This window comes from Bacillus cereus (assembly GCF_002564555.1).
Taxonomy (GTDB): Bacteria; Bacillota; Bacilli; order Bacillales; family Bacillaceae_G; genus Bacillus_A; species Bacillus_A cereus_K.
This window is the reverse complement of record NZ_NUVD01000007.1, coordinates 106,750-127,007: the sequence shown is the minus strand read 5'-3', so window position 1 is coordinate 127,007 and position 20,258 is coordinate 106,750. Positions and strand designations below refer to the sequence as shown.

Genomic DNA, 20,258 nt, shown 5'->3' with positions numbered 1-20,258 from the left:
CTAATAATCTGTGGGAATTTGTCCATCCCCACGGATTATTAGGTGAACTAACCGTAGTGATTATTCACTTTTCCATTTATATCCGACTTTATAAACAGTTTCTAAATAATCCTCTACTGGAAATCCTTTTTTGCGTAATTTATCACGGATATTGCGAATATGCGAATCGATCGTTCTGTATTCGATGTCTGTTTGATAGCCCCAAATTCTTTCGATGAGATCATCGCGGCTGTAAGCGCGGTTTATATTTTGTAAAAATAATCCAAGTAACGAAAATTCGATAGGAGTTAGTGAGATTTTTTCGTCATAAACTGTGACAGTATGTTTCGTTTTATCCCACTCAATACCTTTGAAGCTAACAAATCCGTCTTTCTTTGTACGGCGTAATATAGCCTCAATTCGCGCGACTAATACATGCTCATCAAATGGTTTTGTAATGTAGTCATCTGCTCCCATTGTAAGACCTTTAACCATATCGTAATTTTGGTTGCGGGCTGTTAGCATAATAATTGGAACGTTGGAAATTTGACGGATTTGATAGCAAGTATCCCAACCATCCATATTTGGCATCATAACATCTAATAAAATAATATCGAAGTCTTTTTGTTCGATTAATTCCAGCGCTTCAAGGCCAGAGGTAGCTTTCATACAAAAATAGCCGCGAGGGCTTAAGAAAAGATCTAATAATCGTAACATACGTTCTTCATCGTCTACTAATAAAATTTTTACCATAATCTTGTGCACCCCAAACTATTCATTCTACTTGTATAGTTTACATGAAAACAATAAAAAACTCTTTTTATGTGATTGAATGGACAGCTGATTTTTTCGCTCGGGGCAATTGACATAAAAAATGCACTAGTTTTGCACAACTATTTTTTATAATAGAAAACGTAGCGACACAAAATACCCTATGTTGCGACATAACGTCATGTCATTTTATTTATAAAATGACAATTCCATTCTATTGTGTATGTGAGATAGAGAGGGTTTTCGTATTCACCTCGCATCGGATAAGAAAAATTTCCTATCTCACACTTTTTTTAAAAAAGGAGATTATACACATGAATCCAAAAGAAGAAATTTCAAAAAAAGAAAAGCAAGATCGTAATACGGTTGTAATGTGTGTTGCCGTATCTATGGTTATTATTATAAGTTGTGTAAATAAATTTTTGGGGATTTTATAATATAAAAAAAGCTTATTGCTTCTTAAGAAGCAATAAGCTTTTTTCGTTGTTAGGGGGAGTATTTCTATCATGCCTTTCGAGAGGACTCCGTAAGTGAAGGTGGTGAGGTGAATCGAAAGAAATATTTTATTTTCAAGAAAAGAGAGGAAGCATATGTTCTATTTCGCTATAATATCCTTAACAAGGAGGTGAATAAAATGACAAAGGAAAATCCATCAAACTATAAAACTCTTCAAATTTGGATTAAAAAAGGGCATCGTATGTATTCTTATTTTCAAGAATGTTGTCATAACGCTAAGAATATGTACAACACCACAAACTTTTATATACGCCAGGTGTACACTGGATTAACACAAGAAAAAGAGTTGCAGCCTTTGCAAAAAGAAGTTCTGGATAATATTCATAAAAATATTGGTAAGATGAATGACACACAACTTCTTGCCTATCAGAAGAAATTGGAAAAAGAGAAATTAAAGCCTAAAGAAGAACAGAAAGAGATTAAATGTAATTTGTTTTCAGAACCTAATTTTGAAAAACCTTATGTAGATTACAACTTTCTAGATGCACTATTTAAGGCTATGATTCAAAATGATTATCGAGCTTTGCCTACGCAATGTAGCCAGTCAATCATGAAAGGTTTGTTCCAAAATTGGAAATCTTTTTTTGCTAGTTTAAAAGACTATAAAAAGAATCCAAACAAATATGCTGGAACGCCTAGGATTCCAAAGTATATTCGTTCTTATGAAAAAGAGATTCTGTATACAAACCAAGATTACATCATTAAAAACGGTAGATTTTTAAAGTTTCCAAAGACGAAATTGCAATTAAATATTGGGAAATTAGGTTTCACTGAAGGTAAACTGAAACAAGTTCGTGTGATTCCAAAATACAATGAATATGTAGTGGAATTGGTAATTGATGTTCCTTCTGAACAACAAATTATTGAAGAGAATGCTCGTTATATGAGTATTGATTTAGGTATTGATAACCTTGCAACCATCGTAACAAACACAGGTATGAAACCTGTCCTTGTTAAGGGCAAACATGTCAAAAGCATAAATCAATATTACAACAAAATGAAGAGTCATTTTACAAGCGTTCTTAGAAATGGAAAACAAACTAATGAAGGACCTTTTACTTCTAAAAGGATAGAAAAACTTCATCAAAAACGTTACTTGAAAATAAAAGACGTCTTCCATAAAGTTAGTCACCATATCGTAAAACTAGCTCAAGAAGAAGAAGTTTGTAAAATCGTTATTGGTCAAAACAAAAGTTGGAAACAAGAAACGAATATGGGAAAAAGAAATAACCAATCGTTTTGTCATATCCCACATAGTTTATTGATTCAAATGATTACATACAAAGCAAATGCTGTAGGCATTCAAGTTGTTGTAACTGAAGAATCATATACATCGAAAGCAAGTTTTCTGGATAACGACTTCATTCCAACGTATGGAGAAAATGACCAAAATACAACTTTTTCAGGAAAACGAATAGAGCGCGGCATATATCGTTCAGCAAATAAAACTTTAATTAATGCAGATGTAAATGCTGCGGCTAACATTTTACGAAAAGTAATCCCAAATGCATGGACAAATGGGATAGAGGGGTTAGGCGTGAAACAGCTCGCTAATGTGTTAACTCCCCTGACGTTAATCGTCCGTTAGGTCGAAACGTTAGAAACCCCCACTTCAAGTTTTGCTAAGTAGGGGAGTGTTCATATAATAAACCAAGGTAAAATTGCTAACCCAGAAGTTACAATCGCTGTAGTAAATATTAAAAATATAGCTCGTTTGTTTTGTTTCATGTCACATTCTCCTCTACATATCAATTGAATGCTATACGTTCATTTAATGATCAGTGCTTCACTAATTAAAGTCTCATTTTATCCCGCTATTTGAGGGCAGTAAGACTCCCATGCAAGAATTTAGTGGATGCGAAGAAGTTAGATGGGAGTCGGGCTGCCCATAAACGCCCGATTGGTGAAGGCTAATAATCAGTGGGGGATGGGGCTCCCCACTGATTAAAGTTTCACTTTATATTTTTAGTATAATGAATGGTAAGGATTGGTACGATCGATAAAGGTGACATGAAGATTACATTGTTGTAATGAAAAAAGCATCTTTTTTAATAAGAAGATGCTTTTGGAAAATTTATAGTGAGATATTAATCATTTAAGAATAAAACCATATGTTCCTCGTCCCAATATTGACCATTGTGTTTTAAAGAACGTTCTTGTACGCCGTAAGTTTGGAATCCTAATGACTCATATAATTTTTTTGCGGCAGCGTTACCAACGACAACATCGAGCATAAGTTGTTCTACGTGTAATCTATCTGCATTTTCAATAATTGCTTTAATTAGAGCTCGTCCTGCACCAAGCCCACGCGCTTTTGGAGAAACAAAAACGGAGCCGATTTTTGCTTTATGTTCTTGTTTAATGAAGGGCTTTGTTTCCAGAGTAGCAATACCGATTAAGTCGTTATCTTTGAAGACACCTAGAGTATACTTATCCGGATTGCTTAATCGTTTTGCCATAGCAGATACAGGATCCTCATGTTTAAGAACATCTTCATAAGAAGAGCTAAAAGCCTCAGGGTTCTTTGTTAAACCTTCCATACAAACTTTTAAATATATTTCTGCGTCCTCTGTTGTTAATAAGCGAATTTCCATATTTGTAACCTCCCTGGTGGATTTCAAATAAATCCATTACTTTTATAAGATTGAGTATGCGTTTTGTTAGCAGTCTCTTTTAATTTGTAAAAGAATGAAAAGATATATGCTACAATGTTTTGTTTTAATTATCCTGCTATTTATGGGCAGTAAAACTCCCGCCTCAAAAATTGGCTGTAGCAAAAAAGTTAAGAGGGGAGTCAGGCTACCCGTAAACCCTTACTGATTAAAGTGTCACTTTATGTAATGAAATTATATATTAACTTTGTTAACTATTCAAGTGTTTAATATATTACATTTTTATAACTAAAATATTCCCTCGGTGAAGGAGTTATTTTGTAAACATTCGATTGATAGCCATCAATTCGCTTTGGATGTGTTTACATATTGCAAGATTCATTTCTAATAAACCCTTGTCTGCCTTTTCCACAGTAAGAAGTGACGTATCGTTTATTAAATGAAGTTTGATAGAGTGGATTCACTTTTGATAATTTTACATGAACAATTCCATTTTCTTTTTGGACCATATGTCTTCAATTAGCGGTAAGACACCAGATTATTTTGGTTATTATTGTATATATACGATATAATAGAACTGTAGAATAGTGACATTTTCAAGCTTTAGTAGTGATACCTTATAGCATCTAGAATCGACTTCATAAGAAAAGTATTTGGGCAGAGCGTTTCAAAAATATGTATAGTAACGCGTTTTTGAAAACGGATTCATAAGCGTGTTGTACAGTTGGTTGTAAGGAGAGGGGAAACTATGGCAGAACAGACAGTCCGTGTAACTGTTGATGGTAAAGAATTTTCCGCATCAGGTGAACAGACGATACTACAATTATTTAACGAGAGTAACTTGGAACATCCTCAAATTTGTCATGTACCAGAAGTAGATCCAATTCAGACTTGTGATACATGTATTGTAGAAGTAGATGGGAAGTTAATGCGTGCTTGCTCAACAAAGATAGAGGAAGGTATGCGTATTGAAAGACAGTCTCAGCGTGCAAAAGAGGCGCAGACTGAGGCGATGGATCGAATATTAGAGAACCATTTATTGTACTGTACCGTATGTGATAACAATAACGGTAACTGTAAAGTACATAATACAGTACATATGATGGAGATTGAAGAACAGAAATATCCGTATGAACCGAAAGTAAGTGCGTGTGAAGTGGACATGTCACATCCCTTTTATCGGTACGATCCCAATCAATGTATTGCTTGTGGACAGTGTGTAGAAGTATGTCAGAACTTACAAGTCAATGAAACCATATCGATCGATTGGAGCTTAGACCGTCCGCGTGTTATTTGGGACAATGGTGTAAGTATAAATGACTCGTCTTGTGTGAGTTGTGGGCAATGTGTAACAGTTTGTCCATGTAATGCGTTAATGGAAAAAACAATGCTAGGTGAAGCTGGGTTCATGACTGGATTGAAACCAGATGTGTTAGATCCGATGATTGATTTTGTAAAAGATGTAGAGCCTGGATATAGTAGCATTTTAGCAGTTTCGGAAGTAGAGTCTGCAATGCGTAAAACGAAAGTTAATAAAACAAAAACAGTTTGTACATTTTGTGGTGTTGGTTGTTCATTCGAAGTGTGGACGAAAGATCGTCACATTTTAAAAGTACAGCCTGTTTCAGATGCACCAGTTAATGGTATTTCCACGTGTGTGAAAGGTAAATTTGGATGGGACTTTGTAAATAGTGAGGATCGTATTACAAAGCCATTAATTCGCCAAGGGGATATGTTTGTGGAAGCTTCATGGGAAGAGGCTCTTGAAGTTGTTGCCTCTAATATGCAACATATTAAATCAGAATATGGCAGCGATGCATTTGGGTTTATTTCTTCTTCAAAAGTAACGAATGAAGAGAATTATCTTATGCAAAAACTAGCCCGACAAATATATGGAACAAATAATGTAGATAATTGTTCGCGTTATTGTCAGTCCCCAGCGACAGACGGTTTATTTAAAACTGTTGGTATGGGCGGGGATGCTGGAACAGTGAAAGATATCGCTGAAGCAGGTCTTGTTATTATCGTTGGTGCGAATCCAACAGAAGGACACCCTGTGCTTGCAACGAGAGTAAAGCGTGCTCATAAATTACACGAGCAAAAATTAATTGTAGCGGACCTTCGTAAACATGAAATGGCAGAGCGTGCGGATCTATTTATTCATCCGCGCCAAGGAACGGATTACGTATGGCTTGCTGGTATTACGAAATATATTATTGATCAAGATTGGCATGATAAAAAATTCTTAGCTGAAAATGTGAAGAACTTTAATGAATATAGCAAAATGCTAGAAAAGTATACGCTTGATTATACAGAAGAAATTACAGGTATTTCTAAAGAAAATCTGAAAGAAATGGCTCGTATGGTATATGAAGCAGATGGTACTTGTGTACTTTGGGGAATGGGTGTAACTCAAAATACAGGAGGAAGTACAACATCAGCAGCAATTTCAAACTTATTGCTTGTTACGGGGAACTATCGTCGTCCTGGTGCAGGTGCATATCCATTACGAGGACATAATAACGTACAAGGTGCTTGTGATATGGCGACATTACCGAACTGGCTTCCGGGCTATCAAGCAGTTTCAGATGATACGCTTCGTGCAAAATTTGAAAAAGCATATGGTACTACCATTCCGAAAGCACCAGGATTAAATAATATTGCAATGTTACTTGCGGCAGAAGAAGGAAAGCTGCGTGGTATGTATGTCATGGGTGAAGAAATGGCTTTAGTAGATTCGAATGCGAACCACGTACAACACATTTTATCGAATCTAGACTTCCTTGTTGTGCAAGATATGTTCTTATCGAAAACAGCTCGTTTTGCTGACGTTATTTTACCAGCAGCACCAAGTTTAGAAAAAGAAGGAACGTTTACGAATACAGAGCGTCGTATTCAAAGATTGTATGAAGTATTAAAGCCACTTGGTGATTCAAAACCAGACTGGTGGATTCTGCAAAAAGTAGCTCGTGCACTTGGCGGGGATTGGAATTATGAAAGTCCAAGTGAAATTATGGATGAAATTGCATCACTTGCACCACTATACTCTCAAGCAACGTACGACCGTCTAGAAGGATGGAATAGTTTATGCTGGGGTAGCCATGATGGTAGCGATACACCGCTATTATATGTTGATGGATTTAACTTCCCGGATAAACTAGCTCGTTTATCATTAGATGAATGGGTACCACCGGTTGTAGCGCCAGACGAGTATGATTTACTTTTAAATAATGGCCGTATGTTAGAGCATTTCCATGAAGGGAATATGACGAATAAATCAGCTGGTATTTTATCTAAAGTATCTGAAGTATTTGTTGAAATTTCACCTGAACTTGCTATAGAGCGCAATGTAAAAGATGGTGGTCTTGTGGAATTAGCATCACCATTTGGAAAAATCAAAGTACAGGCGCTTATTACAGATCGTGTAACGGGGAAAGAGTTGTATTTACCGATGCATGCAACGATAAATGAAGAGGCAATCAATATTTTAACTGGGACGGCAACAGACCTTTATACGTGTACACCAGCATATAAACAAACGATGGTGAAAATGCGTGTATTACGTGAAAAAGGAAATCGTCCGTTACCATCTTCAAACCCGAGAGATAAAAAGCGTAATCCACAAAATGGTGTTGAAATCGAGCAAAAATGGCAAAGAAAGCAATACGTATCACTTGTGGACTAGGGGGCGGAGATAGTGGCGAAAGAAATTACGTTAATTAAAAAGAAAGTTGTAACAGAAGAAGAAAAGAAACAGCAAGTAGCAGAGGAACTGTTTGCTGAATTAGCGAATAACCGTGAAGCAGTCGAGGAAACGATGCAGTTACTAGCGCAATTACAAAAAGCAGGGATTTTAGATGCGGCAATTAGTTTGCTTGCTGCAAAGGAAGATGTTTCAAAAATCGCTGTTGAGCAATTAAATCGTGAGCCAGTAAAAAATGCACTGAACAATATGATGGGGGCAGGAGAAGCGTTATCTTCAGTTGATCCAGAAATAACGAAGCAAATTACATCAAGTTTAGTTACTGGATTACAATTTGCAACAGATGAATTAAATAGCGGTAAAAAAACGAAGGTAATGGATTTCTTTAAAGTATTAAAAGACCCAGACATTAACAGGGCTATTACATTCGGCTTTAGTTTCTTGAAAGCATTTGGGCAAGGACTAGAGAAAAAATAGAGGAAATGAAAAAAGTGATGGGAAGTAGCCATCACTTTTTTCGTTGTATGTATAAGAGTGTTCATGTTAAGCGGAATATATTATTATTAAAAGATGGATTGGAACTGGAAATGTGGAATCCATCTCAAAAATCGTTTTAGAATTTGGAGGAATATATGCAACACCGTAAAAAACTATCTATACCAGGAGTAATGGGACATTCCTTTCAGACAGTTAGATTTGCTTTTTGGAATGTACTAACCTTTCAACTTGCTTATAAATTATTAGCAGCGATTGTATTTGTCCCGCTATTTGGGATCATTTTTAATAAGTTATTGTATTTTAGTGGTTATGCAAATGCAACGAACGATGAATTATTAGCGTTTTTAAAGACACCATATGGCATCTTGGCAATCGTAATTTTGTCATTGTTAGCACTGTTTCTTATTTTTACGGAATTTGCGGTACTTATTATTATTTCGTATTTTGCTCATAAAAGACAAAAGGTGAAACTACGTCCAATTTTATATAAAACGGTAACGTATTTACCTACTCTTTTCACATATTGCTTACCAGGATTTATTTTATATGCTGTCGTATTGTTACCCCTTTTAAATATGGGGTATGAAACAGCATTAATCCCGCAAATTCAAATTCCTAACTTTATTACAGGAGAACTGTTTAAGACAACGATGGGACAAGTGGGTTATTACACGTTCTTTGCTGTAGTTGCGTATTTGAACCTTCGTTGGATTTTTGTCCTACCTATTGTTGTATTAGAGCAAAAGCCATTTCGCATGGCAGCACGTAAAAGTGCAGTTTTAGTAAAAGAGAGCTTTTTGAAAGTACTATTTTTCTTAGTAGGCTTTTTCGTTTCAATAGGAATTATGTATGTTGTATTTTTGGGAATGTATTTATTATGTCTATGGGGTGTGTATGAATTTACAAATCCTAAAGGGACATTTGCATTATTAGCTGAATCGACAATCTCTGTATTCCTAACAAGTACATTGTATTTATTTAGCTTTATCGTGACACCATTTTATATTATGGCTATAACGCGATTGTACTTACAAAAGGTTCCCGTTGAAGATGTGTTATTAGAAGAAGGATTAGATTATTCAACAACGAAAGTAGATAAATGTTTCTTCCAAAAACATCGTTGGAAATTTATTGGTGTATATATTGTGGGGATTATTACTGCTGGAATGGTCGTTGCCTTCATTGTAGCGTTTATTTCAAATTCGTATAAAGAACCGATTATTATGGCGCACCGTGGGTATATATCAAAAGGGGTAGAAAATACGAAAGAAGCTGTACAAGGTGCTATTGATGCAAAAGCAGACTACGCTGAAATAGATGTATTACAGACGAAAGACGGTGAACTAGCGGTTATACATGATTTGAAGTTAAAACGTCTTGCCAATGCTAATGTGCATGTGTCAGATTTAACGATGGATGAGTTAAGGCAGCTTACTCTTAGTCAAGATGGATTTTCAGGACAGATAAGTACGCTTGATGAGATTATTAAGCTGGCAAAAGGCAAAATCAAACTTAATATAGAAGTGAAGCTTCATGGGGGCGAAAAAGATTTTGTAAATAAAGTATTAAAAACGATTAAAGATAATGACTTTGAGAAACAATGCGTTATTCAAACATTACATTATCCTCTCATTAAAGAGTTTAAGCGTGCAAATCCAGATATAAAAGTAGGATATGTATTGTATGCAAGTAGAGCTAATTTAAAGAATGTGAAGGCTGATTTTTATGTAGCAGAAGAATACATGTTAAATAAAAAATTAGTAAAAGAAGCAAGGAAATTAAATAAGCCAATTTACGTATGGACAGTAAATGATATGGAAAGTTTAAAGGCATATTATAAGTTAAACGTAGATGGTATCATTACCGATTACCCTGAATCGGCACGTGAAACAATTAAGATGTTAAAAGAGCAAGAAGCGGAAGAAAGTGATCTGTTTGATAAAATTACGGAAACGACAGATGATTTATTTTCAAAGTTCTTTATAAGTTACCCAGCTGCTAGCTAAATGCTAGCAGCTGTTTTTTGTGAAAAGAATATATCTCTAAAGTATTGAGTGAAGTGATAACTGTATATGTATGCGTTGTCATTTGGTTTTTTTACATTGTTACATTATTGTCGAATAATAAATGTTTGCAGTTTATTTTGAAGAAGTATAATGAAAATAGAATAATAGATAATGGAATGATACGAACACCCTAATAGAATCAATGTTTTATATATTTACACTATTCTAAATATATAAACTTTAAAAAAATAGTATGTTAGCGTTTTCATAACTTTGAAGTTATGCTAGAATAAGGACATAAGTTATTAATTATTACAAAAAGAAAAAAGACTTTCTTTTTTCTGTTAATTATAAGGGGGCATTTCATTATGCGTATTGGAGTACCAGCAGAAATTAAAAACAACGAAAACCGTGTGGCAATGACACCAGCAGGTGTTGTACATTTAATTCGTAACAATCACGAAGTATTCATTCAAAAGGGTGCAGGTTTAGGATCTGGTTTCACAGATGCTCAGTATGTTGAAGCGGGAGCAAAAATCGTTGATACAGCTGAAGAAGCTTGGAACATGGAAATGGTTATGAAAGTTAAGGAACCAGTTGAAAGCGAATACAAACACTTCAGCGAAGGTTTAATCTTATTCACATACTTACACTTAGCTCCAGAGCCAGAATTAACAAAAGCTTTAATTGAGAAGAAAGTTGTTTCTATTGCATACGAAACAGTACAATTAGAAAACCGTTCATTACCATTACTTGCACCTATGAGTGAAGTAGCTGGTCGTATGGCTGCACAAATTGGTGCACAATTCCTTGAGAAAAACAAAGGCGGTAAAGGTATCTTACTTGCAGGTGTTCCAGGGGTTAAACGCGGTAAAGTAACAATTATCGGTGGTGGACAAGCTGGTACAAATGCTGCTAAAATTGCAGTTGGACTAGGGGCGGATGTAACAATCATCGACTTAAGCGCAGAACGTCTTCGTCAATTAGATGACATTTTCGGAAACCAAGTAAAAACTTTAATGTCTAATCCTTACAATATTGCAGAAGCTGTTAAAGAGTCTGATCTTGTAATCGGTGCAGTATTAATCCCAGGTGCAAAAGCGCCAAAACTTGTAACAGAAGAAATGATTAAATCAATGGAACCAGGTTCTGTTGTTGTAGATATCGCGATTGACCAAGGTGGTATTTTCGAAACAACTGACCGTATTACAACTCATGACAACCCAACTTACGAAAAACACGGTGTTGTTCACTATGCAGTTGCAAACATGCCAGGTGCGGTTCCACGTACATCAACTCTTGCATTAACAAACGTAACAGTACCATATGCAGTACAAATTGCTAACAAGGGCTACAAAGCAGCTTGCCTAGGCAACTCTGCATTATTAAAAGGTATTAACACATTAGAAGGCTACGTAACATTCGAAGCTGTTGCAGAAGCTCACGGTGTAGAGTACAAAGGTGCTAAAGAATTATTAGAAGCAGAAACAGTATCTTGCTAATAGAAGCATTATACAAAACAAAATCGAACAATATATAAAACAACATGATAAGAGCTAAGAGATAACACCTCTTAGCTCTTCTTGGTAAAAGGGGGCATTCATCGTGGCCAACCTATTTAAAAAGAAATCCGTTACGCAATTGTTAGGGGAAAGTAAAAGTAAAACTTTGACGAAAACGCTAGGGGCATTTGACCTAACAATGCTAGGGATTGGTGCGATAATTGGTACAGGAGTTTTAGTATTAACTGGAATAGTAGCAGCAAGAGATGCTGGTCCGGCAGTTATTTTTTCATTCATGATTGCAGCAATTGTTTGTGGATTTGCAGCTTTATGTTATGCAGAGGTTGCCTCTACACTTCCTGTTTCAGGTAGTGTGTACACCTATTCATATGCGACAATTGGTGAATTTGTTGCCCATTTAATGGGGTGGACATTACTATCCGTATATGTCGTAACAACTGCCGCGGTAGCTGGCGGATGGACAGGTTATTTCAATAATTTAGTGAGTGGATTAGGAATTGAAATTCCAAAAGCATTGTTAACGATTCCAGCGCAAGGTGGTATCGTGAACTTACCTGCAGTTATCGTTACGTTGGTGATAACTTGGTTATTATCACGAGGTACGAAAGAAAGTAAGCGTGTGAATAACATAATGGTATTAATTAAAATTGGTATTGTTGTTTTATTCATTGCAGTTGGTGTATTCTACGTGAAACCAGAAAACTGGATACCATTTGCACCGTATGGCTTAAGTGGAGTCTTTGCCGGAGGAGCAGCAGTATTCTTTGCTTTCTTAGGATTTGATGCATTAGCAACTTCTGCTGAAGAAGTAAAAAATCCACAACGTGATCTACCGATTGGTATTATTACTTCGTTAGTGATTTGTACAATCATTTATGTTGTAGTTTGTCTTGTTATGACAGGTATGGTTTCTTATAAGGAATTAGATGTACCAGAAGCTATGTCATATGTACTAGAGGTTGTAGGGCAAGATAAAGTAGCGGGTGTAATTGCTATTGGAGCTGTAATTGGTATTATGGCTGTAATTTTCGCTTACATTTATGCGACAACACGTGTATTCTTCGCTATGAGCCGTGACGGTTTATTGCCAAAATCTTTTGCGAAAATTAACAAGAAGACAGAAGCACCAACATTTTCAGTTTGGATAACAGGAGTTGGTAGTGCTTTAATTGCTGGATTTATCGATTTAAAAGAATTGTCGAATTTAGCGAATATTGGAGCATTATTAACATTCGCTATGGTGGGTGTAACTGTTATCATTCTTCGTAAAACGCATCCGAAATTACAACGTGGATTTATGGTACCACTTGTACCAATCTTACCGATTATTTCAGTTGCATGTTGTCTATTCTTAATGCTAAATTTACCATTAACAACATGGATATACTTCGGTATTTGGTTAGCAATTGGTGTAGTTGTATACTTTGTTTATTCGAAAAAACATAGTCATTTAAAAGACGATGGAAGTTCGCAGGATAATTTAGAAGAAGCTAATTAAAGGGATATAAAGTAGTAAGCCTTGTGCGTCTAGGGAGCGCACAAGGCTTTTTCTTTTGCGGAAATAAAGGGAAGCCATGTTATTTTGTCGAATTTTTATGTCGGAATATGAAAATGGGGTGGAAAGATGGAGAGGAAAGTTGTTGTTGGAGCCGAAGGATATAATAATAACCCAGGTTGGTTACATACGAATGAAGAAGAATTAAATTTATTACGAAGAGAAACTTGGCTTAATAAATTTCAACCTAATTCTTTATCGGTAATTTTAGCGGAGCATGTATGGGAGCACTTATCGTATGAAGAAGGAATAGAAGCGGCAAAAATTTGTTATGAGTTTTTAACGGGTGATGGATATATTCGTTGTGCAGTGCCGGATGCATTTTTTCCAGATGAAGAATATCAACAAGGTGTACAAGTAGGTGGACCAGGTCCATTAGATCATCCAGCGGCAAGTCATAGAGTCGTTCATAACTATAAAACGATCACGTCTATGTTTGAATCAGCAGGTTTTCAAGTGAGGCTTTTAGAATATTGTGATGAGAATGGTGAATTTCATTATAATGATTGGGATGAAAAGAAAGGATTCGTTTATCGATCGAAACGTTTTGATCATAGAAATCAAGATGGTAAATTAGGATTTGCTTCGTTAATTGTGGATGCAGTGAAATTGAAAAGTAAGTAAAAAAGGGTGTGCAAATTGTACATCCTTTTTTGTATGAGAATATAATGGATGCGGAAAATATGTGTACGTCTTTTTAAACTGTGAACGAAATGTTCAAAAAAATGTAGCAAATTTCATTGACACATATGAATGGGCGCTCATATAATAAAAGTATAAGATATATGAATGATTGTTCATATGTTCAATTAAAGAGGTGAGCTATAATGGCTAGAAATAAAGTAGAAACACCACAAGAGACATGTTCTCAAACAATAATTCATGAAGAAGTCGTTGATCAAGTAAAACAAACAATTCCAACTGATGAAAGTTTAAGTAAAGTAGCAGAATTATTTAAAGTATTAGGTGACCGTACACGTACGAGAATATTACATGCGTTATTTGAAGCTGAAATGTGTGTTTGTGATTTAGCTTATTTATTAGGAATGACACAATCATCTATTTCGCACCAGCTGCGTGTATTAAAGCAAGCGAAACTTGTAAAAAATCGTAAAGAAGGAAAGGTCGTTTATTATTCGTTAGCTGACCAGCACGTAATTCATATCTTCGAGCAAGCGTTTGAACACGTAAACGAAGAAGAATAAAAAACGCGAGGAGGGAGTACGATGGCTGAGGCGTTAGTGAAAAAGAAACTGATGTTAGAAGGTTTAGATTGTGCGAACTGTGCAATGAAAATTGAAAAAGGTGTTGGGAATATAGAAGGAGTAAATTCTTGCTCTGTAAACTTCGCAACAAAGACGATGGTTTTAGAAACACCACAAAATAAAGAAAACGAAGTTGTTATGGAAGCGAAGCAACTCGTTACAAAATTAGAACCGCATATTAAAGTGCAAGAAGAACAAAAAACAAAATCGGCAAAAGAAGTATTTATATTAGAAGGTTTAGACTGTGCGAACTGCGCAATGAAGATTGAAAATAAGGTAAAGGAAATGCCGACAGTTTCAGAAGCAACAGTGGATTTTGTATCAAAGAAATTACGAGTAGAAGTTGCGAATAAAAGAGAATTAGAAGCGACTGTAGAAGATATAAAAAATGTCGTTCAAAAGTTAGAGCCAGATGTAAAAGTTGTTCGTGAAGAAAAAAATGGACACGACCACAGTCATGATCACGGTGATGGAAATGTGAAAAAGATGATAGGACGATTAGTAGTCGGTGGAATTTTGACAGCAGTAGCTGCATTAGCTGGATTACCACAAATGATAACAATTTCGTTATTCGTCCTTGCGTATATATTAATAGGTGGAGATATTGTCTGGAGAGCGATAAGAAACATAACTCGTGGCCAAGTGTTCGATGAAAACTTTTTAATGGCCATTGCAACTGTAGGTGCTTTTGCAATTCAACAATATTCAGAAGCTGTTGCGGTAATGTTATTCTATCAAGTAGGGGAACTATTCCAAAGTATTGCGGTAAATCGCTCTCGAAAATCTATTACTTCATTAATGGATATTCGTCCTGATTATGCGAATGTGAAAGTTGGAAATGAAACGAAACAAGTATCACCAGAAGATGTGCAAATCGGCGATTATATTATCGTGAAACCGGGCGAGAAAGTACCATTAGACGGAAAAGTAGTTGAGGGAACATCCATGATGGATACTTCAGCGCTAACAGGTGAATCTGTACCACGTGAAGTGGAAGTAGGAAACGATGTATTAAGTGGTTTTGTGAACCAAAATGGTGTATTAACAATTGAAGTTACAAAAGAATTCGGTGAATCTACTGTATCAAAAATTTTAGACTTAGTACAAAATGCAAGTAGTAAAAAAGCGCCAACAGAAAACTTTATTACGAAGTTTGCACGTTACTATACTCCTGTTGTAGTTATTACAGCGGCGATTATGGCGTTTATTCCACCGCTTATTTTAGAAGGGGCTACATTCTCTGAATGGATTTATAGAGCGTTAGTATTCTTAGTTATTTCTTGTCCGTGTGCGTTAGTTGTATCCATTCCCCTTGGCTTCTTTGGAGGTATTGGCGGCGCATCTAAAAGTGGAATTCTAGTAAAAGGAAGTAACTATTTAGAGGCATTGAATGATGTGAAATACATCGTCTTTGATAAAACAGGCACATTAACAAAAGGTGTTTTTAAAGTTACAAAAATGGAACCAAGTGAAGGTACTACTAGTGAAGAACTTTTAGAGTATGCAGTGTTTGCTGAAGTGTATTCAAATCATCCGATTGCACAATCTATTCGAAATGAATATGGAAAATCAATTGATGAAAATAGTATTGAAGACTATAGTGAAATTTCTGGTCATGGTACGGTTGTAAAGGTTCAAGGAAAAGAAATTTTTGCAGGTAATGCAAAATTAATGAGAAAAGAAAATATTACATTTAAGCAACCAGAAACAGTAGGTACACTTGTTCATGTTGCTGTAGATGGTAAATATGCAGGTTATATTGTTATCTCGGATGAAGTGAAAGAGGATTCAAAACAAGCGATCCAAAAGTTAAAAGAACTAGGCATTAAGAAGACAGTGATGTTAACAGGTGATGCAAAACCAGTTGGTGAAGCTGTTGGTAAAGAATTAGGTTTAGATGAAGTTCATGCGGAGCTATTACCACACCAAAAAGTAGAAGAAATCGAAAAAATTGATGCAGCAAAACGCGGTAAAGAAAATATTGCATTCGTCGGTGATGGTATTAATGATACGCCAGTATTAGCAAGAGCAGACGTTGGTATTGCAATGGGTGGTTTAGGATCGGATGCGGCAATTGAAGCGGCTGACATCGTTATTATGACTGATGAGCCTTCAAAAATTGCTACGGCTGTAAAAATTGCAAAACGTACAAGAAGCATTGTGTGGCAAAATATTATATTTGCATTAGGGGTAAAAGGATTAGTTTTATTACTTGGTGCTTTTGGTATTGCAACAATGTGGGAAGCAGTATTCTCAGATGTGGGTGTGACGTTAATTGCAGTATTAAATGCAATGCGTGTATTACGAGTGAAAGATTTATAAAAAAGGGGACGCGATTGCGTCCTCTTTTTTATTGGTTATTTTGTTGAAATTGACTCAATAAAATAATACCAAATATTATTTTATTTTTAAATAACATAATATTAAAATTTACAAACGAATAACATTCGTCTTGTTATCTTAATATATTTTTTATAAATATCCATATAGTATTGAAAAAACAGAGAAGGAGAAACTTCTCTGTTTATCCCGCTATTTGTGGGTAGTAAGACACCTACTTCAAAATTCGGTGAATGCGAGGTAGTTAGCGAGAGTTAACTGCCCGTAAAAGCACGATTGGTGTGAGCTAATAATCAGTGGGATGGGCAAAACTCCCACTGATGAAAGTGTCACTTTATTTTTGTATGTTTTTTTCAACTTGTTCTCGAACTGTTTGAATGTAATTCATTTTATGATCCCAACATTCTTGGCTTAAATCGACAGGGTACTCTTCGGGATTTAAAGTGCGCATATATTCTTCCCAAAATAGTGCGAGGCTCTGTTCGTTATATTTTTGAATATCTAATATGCTTGGTAATTCGTATGTTCTTTCACCGTTAACGAAAATATCTTTATGCAGTTCACGCGCTTCAAAGTTTGTTACAAATTTACTTATATACGTGTGAACGGGATGAAACATTTTTAAGCGCTTTTCTTTTCCTGGTTCTTCAGAATCTAATGCAATATAATCGCCTTCTGCATGATTATTCACGCGGTTGATAATACGATAAATTCGTTTAAGCCCTGGAGTAGTAATCTTTTCCGGATTAGATGAAATTTTAATTGTATCATTTAGTTTTCCGTCAGTATCTTCAATCGCCACTAGCTTATAGACAGCTCCTAGTGCAGGTTGCTCAAATGACGTAATTAATTTCGTTCCAACACCCCATACATCAATTTTTGCTCCTTGAGATTTCAAGTGCATGATCGTGTATTCATCCAAATCACTAGAAGCAATAATTTTTGTATTTGTAAACCCAGCTTCATCTAGTAGTTTTCTTGCCTTTTTAGATAAATAAGCCATATCACCACTATCAAGACGAATACCATAGAAATCGATACGATCTCCGAATTCTTTTGCGACACGAATTGCATTTGGAACACCTGATTTTAAAGTGTCGTACGTATCAACAAGAAAAACACACTTTGTATGTGTCTCAGCATATTTTTTAAACGCAACATATTCATCACGATAGGCTTGAACGAAAGAGTGGGCATGAGTGCCAGCTACAGGTATGCCAAAACGTTTTCCTGCACGAACGTTACTTGTAGATGAAAACCCACCGATAAAGGCAGCTCGTGTACCCCAAAGGGCAGCATCAAATTCGTGGGCACGTCTTGTTCCGAATTCTAAAAGTTCATCGTTATTTGCAGCATGCTTCATACGAGCTGCTTTTGTTGCGATTAATGTTTGGTAATTCACAATGTTTAACAGGGCAGTTTCGATAATTTGTGCTTCGCCGAGAGGTGCATCGACACGTAATAAAGGCTCGTTATTAAAAACAACTTCACCTTCTTGCATACTACGAATAGTTCCGGTGAATTTCATATTTTGTAAATAATGAAGGAATTCTTCTTCAAATTGTAATTCTGCTAAATAAGCGATATCGCTTTCGGTAAATCTGAAATTTTCTATGTACTCTACAATTTTTTCGAGACCGGCGAAAACAGCATAACCGTTCTCGAATGGAAGCTTTCGAAAATATAAATCAAAAACAGAACGGCGATTATGAATACCATCTTTCCAATATGTATAAGCCATATTGATTTGATATAAATCTGTATGTAAGGCATAACTATCGTCTTTATAATAATTCATTGCGAAAACACCTCCATAATTTGGTTATAGTATACCAATTTTTTGATGTTCGTAGCAAAGAAGGAATATAGAAATGAAGTCAAGAGAGAAAAAAATGAAATAATGCATATTTTTTAGAAAATTAGCATTTATCAATTTATATTTCTCTAGATTTTATGTATTATTAGAGTAATGGGGGGAATGAGAATGGAGGAGGACAATGCAACAAACATTAGAAAAAATAGGCAAACAAGTCTTTTACAAACGGCTACAGCAAAAAATGACACAAGAAGAATTATGTCAGGGCATTTGTTCTGTCTCATACTTAAGTAAGATTGAAAATGGAAAGATCGATGCATCAGAAGAGATTCTACAATTGCTCTGCACAAGGCTAGAAATTGCCGTGACGGATTTGAGAGATGTAGAAGAAGATGTGAAAGTGAAGCTTGATGAATGGTTGAATGCACTAGTTCATTTGGACAAGCAACAGGTAGAACGCATTTATGAAGAGTTACAAGATGAAATGAAGCATGTGTTGGATTTTGAAATTATAAATTATTATAAGTTACTTTATACGCGATATTTAATGATGAAGCGAGATCTACCTGCTGTTGAAGAAGAATTGGATAAGTTGAAGAAAGTGTATAAGAAATACTCACCTTTTCAGAAGATGTTATATACGTATAATAAGGCGTTATTATATTCTGTGCAGTACAAATATACACAGGCATTAGAATATTTGTTAAAGACGGAAGCGATGGCAAAAGAGTTAGGATATTATGAAACAGGAATATATTATAATTTAGCATTGACATATAGTCAGATGGAAATAGACCATATGACATTATACTTTGCTAATGTTGCACTGGAAGGTTTCAAGAGTGAATATAAGTTTAGAAATATAATTAATTGTAAGTTTTTGATTGCGTTTAGCTATACTAGAAAAAAACAATATAATGAAGCTATGGAAATATATAATCATATCATAAGGGAAGCAAATTCTTTTGCTGATAAAGATAATATACTTTCTATTGCTTTAAATAATATTGGTTATCTGTACTATCGACAACAAGATTATGCTAAGGCGAAAGAATATTATATAGAATGCTTAAAATATAAAAAAGAAGAGGATATGAATTATGTTGATGCCATGTATGAGATCTCATTACAATGTATTCAATTGGGAGAACTTGTGGAAGCGGCTGACTGGATTGAAAAAGGTATCCTTGTTGCAAGGCAAGATGATAGATACAAAGGGATGTTATATTTATTATTAAGTTTACGATATAAGTATTTTGAAGAAAGAGATGTCTATAAAAAATTTCTAGAAACAGAAGTAGTTCCTTTCTTTAAGACAGAGGAAAATATAAAGGATTTAAAGAAAGTATACTTAGAATTAGCTGAATACTTAGAAGAATGTTTGGATTTTAAAGAAAGTAACCGCTATTATAAATTAGCGATTAACTTATTAGAAGAATAAAGAGGAGGGATAGTATGAAAAAATTAATCGCAGGAACATTTGTTGTTATGGCAATTGCAGCAGTAGTTTTGGATATTCAGTATGCTTGGAAACCAGATACTCTTGGTCAAGAAGCTAAAACAGTTCAACAAATTAATTCATAATAAGGAAACCCCTTTCCAACCGGAAAGGGGTTTCTCAATATTTGTTCCACAAAATTCTACAAAACTTGAGAAATTAATTATTTGAATTTT

General features: G+C 35.2%; 15 protein-coding genes and 1 pseudogene. 12 read left to right on the top strand and 4 right to left on the bottom strand.

What is annotated here, in order from left to right:
* Positions 1 to 60: 60 nt before the first annotated feature.
* Entirely contained in the window at positions 61 to 732 is a 672-nt protein-coding gene (locus COI75_RS03160; RefSeq protein ID WP_000238946.1) for a response regulator transcription factor, read from the bottom strand.
* A gap of 332 nt (positions 733 to 1,064) precedes the next feature.
* On the opposite strand from COI75_RS03160, the gene COI75_RS27195 reads away from it, so the two are divergent.
* Together COI75_RS27195 and COI75_RS03150 are read left to right on the top strand one after the other, a co-directional pair.
* Complete coding sequence (locus tag COI75_RS27195) at positions 1,065 to 1,187, top strand: hypothetical protein (RefSeq protein WP_001068391.1); 123 nt, start codon at positions 1,065 to 1,067, stop codon at positions 1,185 to 1,187.
* Positions 1,188 to 1,384: 197 nt separating this feature from the next.
* Entirely contained in the window at positions 1,385 to 2,854 is a 1,470-nt protein-coding gene (locus tag COI75_RS03150; protein WP_098448231.1) for an RNA-guided endonuclease InsQ/TnpB family protein, read from the top strand.
* Positions 2,855 to 3,353: 499 nt separating this feature from the next.
* Here the strand turns inward: COI75_RS03150 and COI75_RS03145 are convergent, their stop codons facing one another.
* Positions 3,354 to 3,860 (bottom strand): GNAT family N-acetyltransferase, encoded by a 507-nt coding sequence (locus COI75_RS03145; protein WP_000405880.1) that lies wholly within the window; start codon positions 3,858 to 3,860, stop codon positions 3,354 to 3,356.
* A 404-nt stretch (positions 3,861 to 4,264) separates the two neighbouring features.
* Positions 4,265 to 4,384: pseudogene (locus COI75_RS03140) on the bottom strand (formate dehydrogenase accessory sulfurtransferase FdhD); the annotation flags it as partial.
* 242 nt (positions 4,385 to 4,626) lie between these two features.
* On the opposite strand from COI75_RS03140, the gene fdhF reads away from it, so the two are divergent.
* The 8 genes from fdhF (at position 4,627) to COI75_RS03100 (ending at position 16,750) form a co-directional block, all read left to right on the top strand.
* Positions 4,627 to 7,563, top strand: coding sequence for a formate dehydrogenase subunit alpha (gene fdhF / locus COI75_RS03135; RefSeq protein ID WP_000840687.1), 2,937 nt, complete (start codon positions 4,627 to 4,629; stop codon positions 7,561 to 7,563).
* A gap of 12 nt (positions 7,564 to 7,575) precedes the next feature.
* Positions 7,576 to 8,058, top strand: a complete 483-nt coding sequence (locus tag COI75_RS03130; RefSeq protein ID WP_001040516.1) for a DUF1641 domain-containing protein — start codon at positions 7,576 to 7,578, stop codon at positions 8,056 to 8,058.
* Between the two features lie 155 nt (positions 8,059 to 8,213).
* The gene (locus COI75_RS03125) at positions 8,214 to 10,085 is read left to right on the top strand and encodes a glycerophosphoryl diester phosphodiesterase membrane domain-containing protein (RefSeq protein WP_001164703.1); all 1,872 of its coding nucleotides are present in this window, start codon (positions 8,214 to 8,216) and stop codon (positions 10,083 to 10,085) included.
* A gap of 368 nt (positions 10,086 to 10,453) precedes the next feature.
* Positions 10,454 to 11,587, top strand: a complete 1,134-nt coding sequence (gene ald, locus COI75_RS03120; protein ID WP_001219750.1) for an alanine dehydrogenase — start codon at positions 10,454 to 10,456, stop codon at positions 11,585 to 11,587.
* Between the two features lie 103 nt (positions 11,588 to 11,690).
* Positions 11,691 to 13,106, top strand: a complete 1,416-nt coding sequence (locus COI75_RS03115) for an amino acid permease (RefSeq protein WP_001284874.1) — start codon at positions 11,691 to 11,693, stop codon at positions 13,104 to 13,106.
* Between the two features lie 126 nt (positions 13,107 to 13,232).
* Positions 13,233 to 13,787: a class I SAM-dependent methyltransferase gene (locus COI75_RS03110; RefSeq protein WP_098448230.1), complete on the top strand. Its 555-nt coding sequence runs from the start codon at positions 13,233 to 13,235 to the stop codon at positions 13,785 to 13,787.
* Positions 13,788 to 13,990: 203 nt separating this feature from the next.
* A complete protein-coding gene (locus tag COI75_RS03105) occupies positions 13,991 to 14,368 on the top strand; it encodes an ArsR/SmtB family transcription factor (RefSeq protein WP_000113518.1) in 378 nt (125 codons plus the stop codon).
* A gap of 21 nt (positions 14,369 to 14,389) precedes the next feature.
* Positions 14,390 to 16,750: a heavy metal translocating P-type ATPase gene (locus COI75_RS03100; protein WP_098448229.1), complete on the top strand. Its 2,361-nt coding sequence runs from the start codon at positions 14,390 to 14,392 to the stop codon at positions 16,748 to 16,750.
* Positions 16,751 to 17,102: 352 nt separating this feature from the next.
* Here the strand turns inward: COI75_RS03100 and COI75_RS03095 are convergent, their stop codons facing one another.
* Complete coding sequence (locus tag COI75_RS03095; protein ID WP_001110352.1) at positions 17,103 to 18,566, bottom strand: nicotinate phosphoribosyltransferase; 1,464 nt, start codon at positions 18,564 to 18,566, stop codon at positions 17,103 to 17,105.
* A gap of 199 nt (positions 18,567 to 18,765) precedes the next feature.
* On the opposite strand from COI75_RS03095, the gene COI75_RS03090 reads away from it, so the two are divergent.
* The gene (locus tag COI75_RS03090; RefSeq protein ID WP_001187923.1) at positions 18,766 to 20,025 is read left to right on the top strand and encodes a helix-turn-helix domain-containing protein; all 1,260 of its coding nucleotides are present in this window, start codon (positions 18,766 to 18,768) and stop codon (positions 20,023 to 20,025) included.
* Between the two features lie 14 nt (positions 20,026 to 20,039).
* On the top strand, positions 20,040 to 20,168 hold the full coding sequence (locus tag COI75_RS26405; protein WP_000733137.1) for an NprX family peptide pheromone: 129 nt from the start codon (positions 20,040 to 20,042) through the stop codon (positions 20,166 to 20,168).
* Positions 20,169 to 20,258 lie beyond the last annotated feature (90 nt).